Consider the following 13633-nt stretch of genomic DNA (forward strand, 5'->3'; position numbering starts at 1 on the left):
GACCTTTGCACAGGTCGACTTACCGCAACCCGATTCCCCAACGATGGCGAGAGTCTCGCTCTCGCGGGCCTCAAAAGTGAGGGTTTCGTTGGCTTTGACGACCTTCTTGTTGGCACCTCCAACGAGCGCGTTGGCAGAAACCTCGTAGTATTTTTTGAGGTCTTCCATCCTGAGAACGACGTCGCCTGGCTCGGTTTTCTTGGTTTGCTCGCCGAGCTCGATCGGTGCGTTCCAATCGATTTCCTGGAATTTCACGCAGCGCGTTGCGTGGCGGTCATCGCCTTTGACTTTTTGCATTTTTATGTCGCCAACGTTGCAGCGACCTTCCTCGAAATAGTCACAACGCGGACCGAAGTTGCAGCCATCTGGACGCTTGTGGGGCAGGGGGAAGTTCCCCGGAATAGCCACAAGAGGGCGGGAGTTTTTGTCCGCGCCCGGAAGCGGGATCGAGCGGAAAAGGGCTTGCGTATAAGGGTGTTGCATCTCGTCGAAGACGTCTTCGATGGACCCGGTTTCGACCGCTTCGCCGGAATACATGACGCAAAGTCTATCGCAGGTTTCAAGCACCAGTCCAAGGTTGTGGCTGATGAAGAGCATTGAGGTGCCATACTTCTTGCCAAGGTCTTTAACCAGCTCGACGACGGCGGCTTCCACTGTCACGTCGAGGGCAGTTGTCGGCTCGTCAAGGATTAAAAGCGACGGGTTCGCCATGAGAGCCATAGCGATGACAATACGCTGTTGCTGTCCACCCGAAAGCTGGTGCGGATAGCTTTGCAGTATGCGCTCGGGATCAGGAAGGCGGACGTCTGTGACGACTTCAAGAGCGCGTTTATACGCCTCTTTTTCGTCGACGCCATCGTGGATCATCGGCACTTCCATCAGCTGCCTGCCGATCTTCATTGCCGGGTTCAGCGAGGCCATTGGCTCTTGATAAATCATCGCAATCTCGCTGCCACGGATTGCGCGAAGTTCCTCGTGAGACATTTCGGCCAAGTCGCGGCCTTTGAATTTTATCGAGCCACCGACGACGCGCCCATTGACGCCCAAATCTTGCATGACGCCAAGTGCCACAGTGGATTTGCCGCAGCCACTTTCGCCGACAAGGCCCATGGCTTCGCCGGGTTGCACGGTGCAGGAAAAGTCCATGACCGCGGGGATTTCCCGAAGCCGTGTGAAGAAGCTGATGGACAGGCTGTCGATCTCCAGGATCGGTCCGTCATAGTCCCGTTTGCTCATCTTGTGTCCCTCCTTGGGGCCGTATTTTTGGCAGGTCGGGCGCTGTTGGCAATTCGTCGGTGCGCGCTTCCGGTGCTTTCATCAGTCCTTAAGGCTCTCTTCGCGCAGACCATCCGCCAATAGGTTCAATCCGAGAACGAGGCTCATCAGGGCCACCGCCGGCGCGAGGGCTGGGTGCGGATAGATCGACAACAGACGGCGACCATCGTTGATGGTCGATCCCCAGTCCGGGCTTTCAGGTGGCAGTCCAAGGCCGAAGAAACCCAAGGTGCCCAAGAGGATGGTGGTGTAACCAATCCGAAGGCAGAAATCGACGATCAACGGCCCCCGTGCGTTGGGCAAGATTTCCCAAAGCATGATGTACCAAGCCCCTTCACCGCGTGTCTGACCTGCAGCCACGTAGTCGCGCGTTTTGATATCAAGCGCGATGCCACGGACAATCCGGTAGACGGTGGGCGAGTTGACGAAGACCACTGACACAAACACCACCAGAACGCCGCCCGGGATGTCGAACAGGTCGATGGCATCCGGTAAGAAGTTCAACGGAGTGCGATCCTGACTGATCAACGAGAAGTATAAAAGAAGCCCCACCACCAGCGTGCCGCCCACATAGATCTTCTGCTTGTTCGGCTGCGTGTAGAACCGCGAGTTGAACAGAACGACCAGGAAGATGATCGGGAACAGGAACAAAACCGCGGCCATATAACTTGGCAGGCCTGTCGCGACAATCTCGGGTGTGACGAGAAGGTAGAACAACAAGATGACCGGGAAGGCGAGGATGAGGTTCGCGAGGAAGCTGAGGAACGTATCCAGCTTGCCACCGTAGTAAGCAGCAGGCAGGCCCAGCGTGATCCCAACCATGAAGGCGAACAATGTCGCCATCGGTGCGATCTGGATCACCACCCACGAGCCTGACACCATACGGCTGAAGACGTCGCGGGCCAGGTTGTCGCCGCCGAGCAGATAGAAGGCATAGTCGCCAACTTCCGCCCCAGCGAGCGGTTCGCCTGGGGATTTATTCTTCATGCCCGAAACTTGCCCAAGCGGGTCATGGGTGACGATCAGGTCCATCGTGCTGAACACGCCGGTAAAGACCCAGAACATCACGATGGCAAAGCCGATCATCCCTATAAGGCTGTCAAACAGTTTGCCGTAAAGACCAAGGCTACGCTTGAAGGTGATCGACAATGCGAAGCTAACCGCAAGGGCGATCCAGACCGGCAGGAAGCGGGTCGATATGCCTCCGACGATGCCCTTGTTTTCGATGCCCGGCACAATGATGCCACCGACTAGATAAACCAGGATCAGCGCGATCAGGGCGAAGAAACAATAACGCGTCGCCGAGACGGCAAGATCGCCCGGGCTTTTCTTTGCTGCCAATGCGCCGTCCTGCATTTCAACTGCAGGTGAGATGAAGCTTAGCATGATCTGTGCGACGACTGAGACCGCAAAAACAGCCAAAGCGGCGAGGAAGATCGGGTTCAGGACGGAGAAGCTTCCGGTCCAGGTTAATTGTTCCATAACTCTGTCCCTCCTTATGCGATACGAATGCGTGGGTTCAAAAAGACGTAGCCGATGTCAGATATTAGCTGCGTGATCAGAACAACGAAGACAGCAACAACGGAACAGGCGAGCAGCAGCTCAATGTCGTTGTTGCCTGCGGCTTGCACGAGCGTCCAGCCAAAACCCTTATAGTTAAAGAGCGACTCGACAATGACGACGCCGTTCAACAGCCATGGGAACTGAAGCATGATCACCGTGAAGGGCGCTATCAGAGCGTTTCTGAGCGCATGCTTCAGAACGATATTAGGGAAGCTGACGCCCTTAAGGCGCGCAGTGCGGACGTATTGCGCAGCCATGACTTCGGTCATCGACGCGCGGGTCATACGAGCGATGTAGCCCATGCCGTATAGGGAAATGGTCAAGACGGGCAGGAAGAAGTTCTCGAAGGTGATGTCATCGGCTGCCGATGTGGCGGTGCCCTTGAACCATTTCACTCCTGCGGACGACGCAAACAATGTGATGAAGATTACGCCCGAGACGTATTCCGGCGTTGCGGTTGAGGCGATCGAGAAGGTGGACAGCGATCGGTCAAGCTTTGAGCCCTCGCGCATGCCCGCAAGCACCCCGACGATCAGGGCGGAAGGTATCATGAGCAACATCACGAACAGCATCAGCCATCCCGTGAGGCCAAGCCGGGTCGAGACGATGTCTCCGACGTCCGCTTTGAAGACCGTACTTTCGCCCCAGTCGCCCTGAAGGATGCCGCAGAAACGTGGCGGCGTCCCTTCATTTCGTGAATTGATGCAACGCCCGCGGAGTTCGCCGTCATCGCCTGTCTTGGTCCATCCCGGGGCCACACCAAGCCATTCGGCATACCGAAAAAGGGAGTTCCCACCGAAACCGTTATTATCAAGCCATTGCGTGACCTGAGCGTCCGTCATCCGGACGTTGCCTTCCGACTTCGCGACTTTTTCGAGGTTCGGCTGCAGATTGGTCAACACGAACACGATGAACGTCAGGCACAGCGCGGTCAGAAGCATGACGCCCAGTCGCCGCAAAATGAATAGGCCCATTGATTATCTCCTCGGTAACGTCCGCGGGCCAGCTATCAGTTTCGTTTTGGCGAAAGTGCGCAGGGTTGGCGGATTCAGAAGAAAGGGGCCGCCAGTGTCTGCGGCCCCTTCTTAGCTTTCGCTATGCTGCGAATTAGCTTTCGCTATGCTGCGAAACCGAATTTGTAGAAGTGGAATTCATGCGCGGGATGCTTTTCGGCCCCAACCACGTCGCCCCTGTGGTGGTTATAGAGCGATCGCCAATAGGGCTGGATGATGACACCCTCGTCCTGCATGATCTTTTCAATTTTTGCTATCACTTCGCGGCGCTTGTCAGAATCTGCGATCGCTAGGGCGTCGCCGATAAGCTGGTCAAACTCGGCGTTCGAGAACGCGCTTTCGTTCCATGCTTCGCCTGTTCGGTATGCCAGCGCCAGGATTTGCACCTCCAGCGGCCGGTGGTTCCAAGTCGTGGCCGAGAAGGGATACTTGGTCCAGTCATTCCAGAACGTCGCGCCAGGAAGCACAGTGCGCTTGATGGAAATCCCCGCATCGCGAAGTTGCGCTGCAACTGCGTCACCAGTGTTGCGTTCGAAATCGTCATCCAAAGTGATCAACTCATGTTCGAAGTCCGCAAGACCGGCTTCGTCCATCAGGGCCTTTGCACCTGCGGGATCATGCGCCTGCTTGGGAAGTTCCGCATAGGCGGGGTGGATCGGGCAGACATGGTGGTTTTCTGCGACGACGCCGCGGCCGGAATACCCGAGTTCAAGGCAGATTTCGTTGTCGACCGCCATGGCAAGCGCGCGACGGACCCTGCTGTCGGCGTAAGGTACCAAACCATCGACTTCGGCAGCCTGGTTCGAACGAAACACGATCGTCGCGGCTGTCACCGTTTCTGTCTGTATCCAACCGATGGATGTCATAATGTCGATGAATTCGCCAACCGTCTCGTAGAACAGGTCGACCTCTTCTGAATCGGCCGCCGCAGCCCAGGCTGCCGGATCGTTGCCGTAGTCGATTATCTCGATGCGGTCGAGATAGGGTCCACCATATACTTCGGTGCCCCACCATGGCTGATCTGAGCGTTCCATCACGCATCTAACACCAACCTCAAGCACAACACCTTTGAAGGGGCCGGTTCCGATCCATGTATCGTAAGGCGCCTCGTGATCGTGATCAGCATGCGCTATGGCCGAAGGATAGTCGGAGATGTTTGCGACGATAGCAATGTCCGGCGCGCTCAGCTTGAGAACGACTGTATGGTCGTCCACTATGTTGATTGCGCCTGGGCGCGCTTTGTTGTCTTCCATCAGTGAGGTCATGCGTGACGCCATCGAGTTGGTTTCAACGCTACCATCACACCAGTCTTCGATATTGCGTGCGACATCGGCAGCGGTGAAATCTGTTCCGTTGCTCCACTTGATGCCCCGACGGACGTTCAGAGTGTATTCCGTGGCGTCTGCGTTCACTTCCCAGCTTTCGAGAAGCATGCCCCGGAACGTTCCGTCAGCATTGTATTCGACGAGATACTCAAGAATGCCCCGGCTTTGATTGCCGATTTCGCCCCAATCGTAGGAACGCGGCTCCTTCATCGCCTTGACGGAGCTCTGTATGCGCAGCGTGCCGCCCATCTTCGCATGGCCAGAGGCGCGTGCGGGCGCAGCCGCGCCTATGAGGCCGTAAGCGGTCGTCGTTGCCACACCAAGTGCTGTGGCACGGGTCAGAAATTCACGACGGCTAAGCTTGCCTTCCGCAAATTCCTTTGCGTGCATTTCCGCAGCAGGATGGACACGCGACAACGTGTTTTCATTAAGTTTCATAAAGTCTTTCTCCCTGTCAGACTTAATTTTCAATTCTCAATCTGCGATTGGAGCAGATCATCTCGCACGGGTATGGCCGCAGTTTTATCTTACATAGCGACTTCGCTATGTATTGGTAACCACGTCAACGTGCGGAATCGTCGGGCTGTGTAGCGTTTGCGACCTGGTTAGTCAATGAAAGCGACATCAGCTACAAATCTGCCAGACTGACGCAGCGTCACCGTGCATGACGAAACTCAGTTGGACTCAAACCGCTCTTAGAGCGGAAAGCGCGCGTGAAATATGCGGGTGATGCGAATCCGCTTTGACTGGCTATTCTTGAGACCGCCAAATCGGTGTCTTTCAGAAGCCGGCATGCCTCAAAGTGACGGCGATCCGACAAGATATCGAGCGCCGCCCGCCCCGAGGCGATCCGGCAGACCCGTGTCAGATGCGTGGGCGTCACCCCCAATTGAGCGGCATAATGCTGAACGCCCAAAGGATGGCAGAAATCACGCTCCACAAGCGAGGTAAACGCCTCGGTCAACCGCAGCGCAGTGCTGCTCTTCACGTTTGCTTGTTCGGTGATCGGTGTTGCAGCCTGGGTGCGGTCGAACCAGATCGACAAAAGCCCCTCGTGATGGGCGATGGCGCGCGTTTTGCCGTCAGCGTCGATTGTCTGCTCGCGCTCGATGGCGTCAATCATACCGGTCAATTCCCGGTGCAGGTGAACTTCGCGCAGGCGGAGGTGGACAGGCTCAACCGGCCAGTCGTGCGCAGACAGGCGCACGACTGATCCAAGAACAGCAGGCGTGACGGTGAACCCGTGCATCGTGCCCGCAGGCAGAAAGACCGCGCTGTGCGCCCCATATCCACCCGAGCAGCCCGAAATGGTGATGCGGCCCTGACCGCGGGTGAACCAGATCAGCACCGGGCGGTCATAACTGCGCATCGCTTCAGTACGCCAGCGCACCCCTTGCGATATCCGCGAAATAGACGTCACTTCGGCCGTTTGGACAGGCCGCGGAATTGCTTTGGCGCGCGCTTGCAGATGCAGGCGTTGCGGCGCGTGTTTGCGTTCTGCCATGGGCAGAAGTGTCAGTCGTGGCAATGACATTGGCAGCCGGTCCCCCAACCAGGTGAGCGATGACATACTAGGCAAACCCGTCCTGAGACGTCAACCGATTGTTGTCTCAGCCTTTTTCGCGTGATTTCCGCAACAAACGCCCGATAAGAAAGGAGGTTCGCGGTGCATAAACGTAGTTTGTGCGCGATGTTGTTTCGCGGACGCGCATGCGGATCAAACTGAAAACGATGAGAATCAGATGCGCCATCGACACGAGGGCGAACATCGCCGAAGGGCCGTAGGCTTCGATCAGCTTCGATACAATGTAGGGCGAGGCAATGGCACCGACGGCATATAGGAACATCAATGCCGCCGATAATTCAATGCGTTGCTCGTCCGTTGCAAAGTCATGCGCGTGGGCGGTGGCGACAGAATAGATCGGGAAGGTCGCGAAGCCGAAAACGCCTGATGCGATGAGAACTGCGGTCGAACCAGAAGTCGACAGGGCCACAGTGATTGCGCAGGAGACAAGGGCAGCGACCGATAGCCAGATCAGCACCCAGCGGCGGTCGTATCTGTCCGCGAGCCATCCGGCGGGATATTGACTAAGCGCTCCGCCAAGGACGAAGGCGGCGAGGAACAGCGCGATCTGGTCGATAGAGAGCCCGACCTCGATGCCGTAGATCGGGCCGACCATGCGGAATGATGCGGTCGTGACACCCGCCGAGATCACGGCTGCGGCAGCGAGAGGCGAAAGCTTCCACGCCAGGCCCGGTCGCAGGCGTGGGGCTTGTGGAATTGCCGGTTCAGCGACGCGCGTCATGACCAGCGGGATGAGGGCGGCGCAGCATATGATTGCGAGGATGTTGTACGAGACATAGCTGGCAGGCGCGAGGACCGAGATCATCATCTGCGCGGCCAGCGAGCCGCCGATGTCGACGACGCGGTAGGTGCCCATCGCCCGGCCCCGGTTTTCATTCGAGACCTTCGCTTGCAGCCAGCTCTCAACGACAGTGTAGCAGCCAGCGACGCAAAGGCCTGACATGATGCGCATTAAGGCCCAGGCGTAGGCGTCGATGATGATCATGTGGGAGAGGATGCCGATGGTGCCGACGGCTGTGAAGGCGGCGAAGGCGCGCGAATGGCCGACGCTTCCCATCAGGCGCGGCGCCCACCAGCAGCCGATGAAGAAGCCAACGAAGTGGGCCGAGCCTAAAAGGCCGATTTGGGCTGTGGTAAAATTTAGTTCGATCCCTGAAAGTGCATCAAGCGGGCCAAGGCCGCCCGATCCAAGTTGCAGGAAGATTATGGACAAAAACAGGGCAGCGAAGGAAATTATGAGGCGCATGCACGATAGCTTTCTATGGCCTGTCGTGTATCGGTGGCCAAACGGACGGGCGCTAGTATATTTTCGACAAAAGCCCGGCAGATTTTGCCTTTCGTGTTGAAATTTTTGATATTCAGGTCAAAGGGGGTCCGATGACCATGCGCCTGCACCACATTCCCGTCTGCCCTTTCTGCCAACGCGTTGAGATTTTGTTGTCTCTCAAAGGGGCGCCCGGCGAGGTCGACTATAACGTGATTGATATCACCAAGCCGCGACCGGATTTTCTGCTGGAGTTGACCAAGGGCACTTCCGCGATGCCAGTGATTGAGATACCCGGCAAAACGGCGGTGAAGGAAAGCATGGTCATATTGCGGATGATCGAAGACATGTTTCCCGAACCCGGCGTTGTGCGCCGCGATCCGCATGAGCATGCGTTGGAGAGCCTTCTGGTCGCCAAGCAGGAAGCGTTTACGATCTCGGGCTATGTGATGGTGATGAACCAGGACACCGATAAGACGGATGACTGTCGCAACAGACATCTGAAGCTGTATCGCGAGATGAATGATATTCTGGTGAACTATGCACCGGGTGACACGTTCTTTTTCGACCGTTTTGGCTGGGCGGAGGTGATTTTCACGCCGATGTTCCAGCGCTTTTGGTTTCTTGAGTATTACGAGGGATTTGAGCTGCCGCAGGGCGGTGAGTTTGATCGCGTACGCCGCTGGCGCGCGGCGTGTCTGGGCGACCCCCATGCGCAGCAAGTTACCTTCGATCAGATCGTTAAGCTGTATTACGACTATGCTTTGGGCAAAGGAAACGGCGCGTTGCCGGAAGGTCGATCGGTGTCGACCTTTGCGTTCGAGCCGGGTTGGCAGACGCGCCCCATGCCACCGCGCGATAAATATGGTCCGCGCGCGACGGATGCACAGCTTGGTTTGATCTAGAACCTAAACCGTATCGAGATAAAGATCGATCCGCTCGTCAGGCGACAATTCTGCGTAGTAGTTCAGCTCCTGCCGCTTGGTCATTACGAAATTGCGGATCAGTTGCTTGGGCAGAATGCGCGGGATCAACGTGCTTTTCTCGAACAAATCGATGGCCGTTCCCCAGTCCGAGGGCAGGGTCTCAAGCTGGCGCGCATAGGCGTTTCCTTTGATCGCTTGCGGCGGGAGGACCTTGTCTTCGATGCCTTGGAGGGCAGCCCCCAGTACGGTCGCCAGCATGAGATAGGGGTTGATATCACCACCTGCAACGCGGTGTTCGATGCGGCGTGCGGCGGACGGACCTGCAGGAATGCGGATGGCGGCGGTGCGGTTTTCGTAGGCCCAGCCAATGCCGGTCGGAGCATGCGCGCCGGGGACAAGACGTTCGTAGCTGTTGCCGTGAGGTGCGAAGATAAGGGTTTGATCTTTCATTGCCTGAAGGCAGCCGCCGACCGCGTAGAGCAACTCGTCTGTGCCGCGTTCACCGCCATTGTCGAAGATGTTTTTGCCGTCCTTGTCCACCACTGAGAAATGAATGTGCATCCCGTTGCCCGGCCAGTCCGTATAGGGCTTGGCCATGAAACTTGCCGCGAACCCGTGTTTGCGGGCAAGGCCTCGCGTGAGGATCTTGAAGAGCCATGCGTCGTCAGCGGCGTGCATCGCCGGGCCGTGGACAAGGTTGATCTCATATTGGCCCATGCCAGCTTCTGAAATGGCGGTTTCGGCCGGGATGCCCATGACTTCGCAAGCATCGTAAAGTTCCGAAAAGAACGTGTCGAATGCATCGAGCGCGCGGATCGATAGGATCTCGCCCCCCAGACGCCGCTTGCCCGAACGGGGTGCGGTCGGCGGTTGCAGCGTGTCGCCGCTGTCATCCAAAAGGTAAAATTCAAGTTCGGTGGCCGCGACAACGCTCCAGCCGTGTTCGGTAAAGCGATCAAGGACCAGCTTCAGTGCGTGGCGGGGATCTCCGGCGAAGGGGTCTCCGGCTTCAGTATACATCCACATGGGCAAAAGCGCGGTCGGGTTTGACAGCCAGGGCATTGGAACAAAACCGCGATCGGTCGGGCGCAGGATGCCGTCGCGATCGCCGCTTTCAAACACCAGCGGACTGTCTTCGATATCGTCACCCCAGATGTCGACGTTCAGCACCGACAGGGGCATCCGTGTCATGCCTTCCAGCGCCTTCGATGCGAACCCCGACGGCATGCGCTTGCCACGCGCCTGACCGTTCAGATCGGCCACGGCCGTGGTCACTGTGCGGACTTGCGGATTGTCTTTTAGCCAGTCTTCCATGGTCTCACCGAATGATTTGCGGCCGGTAGCGGATGCGCTTTGGCTCCTGCGGCATATGCCTGTTCAGACGCTTGTTGACCAGTGAGAAGATGGTGATGACGGTAAGCGTCACAAGGATAAAATAGAAGGCGACGATGGGGTAAGGCACGAAGGGGTTGAAGGTCTTGTCGGCGAAATAGTTAGCATAATAAAGCGCGTCACCGCGTTGTTGCCATGCGGGGAAGCCCGAGAAAAACACCAGTGTTGTGGCATGAAAGAGGAAGATCGCTTCGTTTGTGTAGGCGGGCCATGCAAGGCGCAGCATGGTCGGCCATGTGATGCGCCGAAAGCGCGACCAACCGGTGATGCCGTAGGCGTCTGCCGCCTCAAGGTCGCCTTTCGGGATCGAGCGCAGCGCACCGTAGAATATTTCGCCCGAATAGGCGGCCGTGTTTAGGAATAGCACAATCAGCGCGCCCAGCCATGCGCGGGTCAACCAGCGCGTTTCAGCGGTGACTTCCACGAAGATCAAGTTGATGTCGATGCCGACTTTGGGCAGCAGCACGAAGGTCTCGTAGGCAAGGAAAAACTGGATAAACAGCGGTGAGCCACGAAAGATAAAGATGAACCATTCGCAGGCTTTGCGGATCAGTGGATTGCGCGCGGCTTTGCCCATAGCAACGGCAGTGGCAAGGAGAAACCCTGATGTGAGGGCGAGGACGCCGAAGTAGATGTTCCACAAAAGCCCCGATCCAATCAGCGTGAATTGCTGGCACAGCGTGAAGTCCGAGCGCGGCAAAAGGCGTTCGCCAATGCCAATTGATCGCAACGCATAGTCTGCAATGGTTTCCCAGCAGCTCATGTCGCGGCCCTCCGCATTTGCTCGCCTGCCATAGTGGCTTGCCCTCGCGACAATCTGGTGGTGAGGCGCACGAGAGCGATTTCCGACACGCGGGTCAGGCTAAGGTAAAAGACGAGAAGTCCGAGAAAGTAATAGAGCCGCCAATCAGGATGCGGATAGTCGAAAACATTACCCTTCGTACCACCCAATTCGCGCGCCCAGTAGACGATATCCTCGACACCGAGAAGGAACAAAAGCGGGGTTGCTTTGACCAATACCATCCAGAGGTTCGACAGGCCGGGCAGCGCATAGACCCACATTTGCGGCACGAGAACACGCCAGAAGGACTGGCGCTGTGACATCCCGTAGGCTTCCGCCGTTTCCATCTGCGCACGGGGAACGGCGCGCATGGCGCCGAAAAGCACATTGGCCGCAAAGGCACCGAAAACGATTGAAAAGGTCAGTACGGCAAGGGAGAAGCCGTAGGCTTCGTGGACCCATTGCGGGGAATTGGATTGGGGCAGTTTCGCCACCGTACAGACGATAAAATCGCTGCCCTGGCGAATTGGCTCGTCCCAATCGGGACATTTGGTTTTGTGGCGCAACCACTCGAAGCCCTGATCCAACGCAATGACAAAGAAGAGGAAAAACGCAATATCAGGGACGCCGCGCACGACGGATGTGTAGGCATTGCCGAACCAGCGAAGCGGCAGGATTCGGCTGCGCGAGGCCATTGCACCGCCAAAGCCGAAGGCCAGCGCGATGGGGGCGGTGATGAGCAAAAGCACCATGACCGTGATGAAAGAGGTATAAAACGCCATGTGCTTGCCGTTGGTCAGATAGCAGACTAACCAGCGGGTCGTTTCAAGCGTTTCAGGGTCGGTGCAGAAGGAAAAGATGGAGTGGCTCCCGCGGTCTGATTGGTCGGGGCAACCGCGCGCCCCGACCAGTTACTTTGATGTCAGCTTACCACTGGCTGCTGACTTCCCATTTTGCGATCAGCGCGTTCAGGGTGCCATCGTCTTTCATCGACTGAATGGCCGTGTCGAACTTGGCGCGCAGTTCGCCGTCGCTTTCCCGCACACCCATGCCAACGCCGCCACCGAGGGCAACGGGATCGCCGACAACCATCAGATCGCCATTGGTTTCGATCGCGGTTCCAATGAATGAGGCATCGGCAAGAACGGCGTCAACTTCGCCGTTGACGATGGCCGCAATGGTTTCGTCCGGTGAAGAAAATTCGACAAGAATGGCACCACTGTCCGCGACATAGCTTGCCTGAATGGTGCCTGCCTGGGCCGCAATCACGCCGCCGATAAGATCGACATCCGCCGACAAGGCCGCATAGTTCGATGGATCGGGCGGTGTGTATGCTTGGGTGAAGTCGATGACTTCGTCGCGCTCATCGGTAATCGACATGCCCGCGATGATGGCGTCGTAGTTGCCCGATGTGAGGTTCGGAATGATCGAGTCCCACTCGTTCGTACTCCATTCACAGTTCAGTTCGGCCCGCAGGCAAAGCTCGTCGCCAAGCTCGCGCTCGAAGCCGTCAACCTCGCCGTTGTCATTCACGAAGTTCCACGGAGGGTAGGCGCCCTCGGTGGTCAGGCGCACAACGGAATGGCTGTCGGCGTATGCCGCGCCTGCTGCGATTGCCAGCGCGGCTGTGCTGAGGATCAGTTTTTTCATTTGCATTCTCCCATACTGGTAAAGTCAAATATTACGCGGACACGGCAGATAGAAACTGCTGCAGCCGGGTGGATTTTGGGGTGCCGAACAGCGCGCTCGGCGGCCCTTCTTCTTCGATCTTGCCTTGGTGCAGAAACACAACGTGGTCGCTGACGTCGCGCGCCAAAGCCATGTCGTGGGTGACGATCAGCATCGTCCGACCTTCTTCGGCCAGCGCTTTGATGACGCGGATCACTTCTTGTTCTAGTTCGGGGTCAAGCGCTGACGTCGGTTCGTCAAACAACAGCGCGCGGGGTTCCATGCAAAGGGCGCGCGCTATGGCGGCGCGTTGTTGCTGGCCGCCCGAAAGCTGCGCGGGCCAGACATCGCATTTGTCGCCAATGCCGACCTTGGCAAGGTAATCGCGGGCTTTGGCTTCGACCTCGGCCGGGTCGCGCTTCATTACGGTGACCGGCGCTTCCATAACGTTCTGCAGGACAGTCATGTGGGACCAGAGATTGAACTGCTGGAACACCATCGACAAGTTCGTGCGGATGCGCGTGACCTGTGCACGGTCGGCCGGGTGACGGTTGTGGGCCTTGCCGCGCCATGTAACGGCCTCGCCTTCAAAAATCACATCGCCTTGCTGGCTGTCTTCTAGAAGGTTGGCGCATCGCAGAAGCGTGGACTTGCCCGAGCCGGACGATCCGATAAGGGAAATGACGTGGCCGCGAGGGGCGGTCATACTCACGCCTTTCAGGACTTCCAAAGCCCCATAGCTTTTGTGAAGATCCCGGATTTCGATGACTGGTACAGTGTCTGTCACGTTTTGCAGCTTTGGTTTTTCCTCAGGGGGGGAATAAAGGCGTGAATTGCTGCG

12 protein-coding genes are annotated in these 13633 nt (G+C 57.3%); 1 reads left to right on the forward strand and 11 read right to left on the reverse strand.

Features of this window, described 5'->3' with window-relative positions; translation table 11 throughout:
• The 6 genes from AC221Y_RS05285 to AC221Y_RS05310 form a co-directional block, all read right to left on the reverse strand.
• Nucleotides 1-1236 (reverse strand): ABC transporter ATP-binding protein (locus AC221Y_RS05285; RefSeq protein WP_486706906.1); only part of this gene is annotated, 1236 nt, incomplete at its 3' end.
• 81 nt (nucleotides 1237-1317) lie between these two features.
• The gene (locus AC221Y_RS05290; RefSeq protein WP_486706907.1) at nucleotides 1318-2757 is read right to left on the reverse strand and encodes an ABC transporter permease; all 1440 of its coding nucleotides are present in this window, start codon (nucleotides 2755-2757) and stop codon (nucleotides 1318-1320) included.
• A gap of 14 nt (nucleotides 2758-2771) precedes the next feature.
• Nucleotides 2772-3812 (reverse strand): ABC transporter permease, encoded by a 1041-nt coding sequence (locus AC221Y_RS05295; RefSeq protein WP_299754529.1) that lies wholly within the window; start codon nucleotides 3810-3812, stop codon nucleotides 2772-2774.
• A gap of 143 nt (nucleotides 3813-3955) precedes the next feature.
• Entirely contained in the window at nucleotides 3956-5614 is a 1659-nt protein-coding gene (locus AC221Y_RS05300; RefSeq protein ID WP_299754527.1) for an ABC transporter substrate-binding protein, read from the reverse strand.
• A 217-nt stretch (nucleotides 5615-5831) separates the two neighbouring features.
• Nucleotides 5832-6710 (reverse strand): helix-turn-helix transcriptional regulator, encoded by an 879-nt coding sequence (locus AC221Y_RS05305; protein WP_299754525.1) that lies wholly within the window; start codon nucleotides 6708-6710, stop codon nucleotides 5832-5834.
• 76 nt (nucleotides 6711-6786) lie between these two features.
• On the reverse strand, nucleotides 6787-8007 hold the full coding sequence (locus AC221Y_RS05310; RefSeq protein ID WP_299754523.1) for an MFS transporter: 1221 nt from the start codon (nucleotides 8005-8007) through the stop codon (nucleotides 6787-6789).
• A 131-nt stretch (nucleotides 8008-8138) separates the two neighbouring features.
• Between AC221Y_RS05310 and AC221Y_RS05315 the strand changes: the two genes are divergently transcribed.
• Entirely contained in the window at nucleotides 8139-8930 is a 792-nt protein-coding gene (locus AC221Y_RS05315) for a glutathione S-transferase family protein (RefSeq protein WP_299754521.1), read from the forward strand.
• 3 nt (nucleotides 8931-8933) lie between these two features.
• On the opposite strand, the gene AC221Y_RS05320 is transcribed toward AC221Y_RS05315, so the two are convergent.
• The 5 genes from AC221Y_RS05320 to AC221Y_RS05340 form a co-directional block, all read right to left on the reverse strand.
• A complete protein-coding gene (locus tag AC221Y_RS05320) occupies nucleotides 8934-10265 on the reverse strand; it encodes a glutamine synthetase family protein (protein WP_299754519.1) in 1332 nt (443 codons plus the stop codon).
• Between the two features lie 4 nt (nucleotides 10266-10269).
• Nucleotides 10270-11106: an ABC transporter permease gene (locus tag AC221Y_RS05325; RefSeq protein ID WP_486706908.1), complete on the reverse strand. Its 837-nt coding sequence runs from the start codon at nucleotides 11104-11106 to the stop codon at nucleotides 10270-10272.
• Nucleotides 11103-11984 carry an ABC transporter permease gene (locus AC221Y_RS05330; protein WP_299754537.1) on the reverse strand — a complete coding sequence of 294 codons (882 nt, stop codon included), beginning with the start codon at nucleotides 11982-11984 and terminating at the stop codon, nucleotides 11103-11105. Before AC221Y_RS05330 ends, AC221Y_RS05325 begins: the two co-directional genes overlap by 4 nt.
• A 67-nt stretch (nucleotides 11985-12051) precedes the next feature.
• Nucleotides 12052-12774 carry a transporter substrate-binding domain-containing protein gene (locus AC221Y_RS05335; protein ID WP_299754515.1) on the reverse strand — a complete coding sequence of 241 codons (723 nt, stop codon included), beginning with the start codon at nucleotides 12772-12774 and terminating at the stop codon, nucleotides 12052-12054.
• 31 nt (nucleotides 12775-12805) lie between these two features.
• Entirely contained in the window at nucleotides 12806-13579 is a 774-nt protein-coding gene (locus AC221Y_RS05340) for an ABC transporter ATP-binding protein (protein ID WP_299754513.1), read from the reverse strand.
• Nucleotides 13580-13633: the final 54 nt, after the last annotated feature.

The organism is Boseongicola sp., from assembly GCF_057460485.1.

Bases quoted from the DNA above. Each gene is read 5' to 3' on its own strand.
- AC221Y_RS05290 (WP_486706907.1), bottom strand. From the start codon at position 2,757: ATGGAACAATTAACCTGGACCGGAAGCTTCTCCGTCCTGAACCCGATC.
- AC221Y_RS05315 (WP_299754521.1), top strand. From the start codon at position 8,139: ATGACCATGCGCCTGCACCACATTCCCGTCTGCCCTTTCTGCCAACGC.
- AC221Y_RS05310 (WP_299754523.1), bottom strand. From the start codon at position 8,007: ATGCGCCTCATAATTTCCTTCGCTGCCCTGTTTTTGTCCATAATCTTC.
- AC221Y_RS05320 (WP_299754519.1), bottom strand. From the start codon at position 10,265: ATGGAAGACTGGCTAAAAGACAATCCGCAAGTCCGCACAGTGACCACG.
- AC221Y_RS05295 (WP_299754529.1), bottom strand. From the start codon at position 3,812: ATGGGCCTATTCATTTTGCGGCGACTGGGCGTCATGCTTCTGACCGCG.
- AC221Y_RS05325 (WP_486706908.1), bottom strand. From the start codon at position 11,106: ATGAGCTGCTGGGAAACCATTGCAGACTATGCGTTGCGATCAATTGGC.
- AC221Y_RS05300 (WP_299754527.1), bottom strand. From the start codon at position 5,614: ATGAAACTTAATGAAAACACGTTGTCGCGTGTCCATCCTGCTGCGGAA.
- AC221Y_RS05305 (WP_299754525.1), bottom strand. From the start codon at position 6,710: ATGTCATTGCCACGACTGACACTTCTGCCCATGGCAGAACGCAAACAC.
- AC221Y_RS05335 (WP_299754515.1), bottom strand. From the start codon at position 12,774: ATGAAAAAACTGATCCTCAGCACAGCCGCGCTGGCAATCGCAGCAGGC.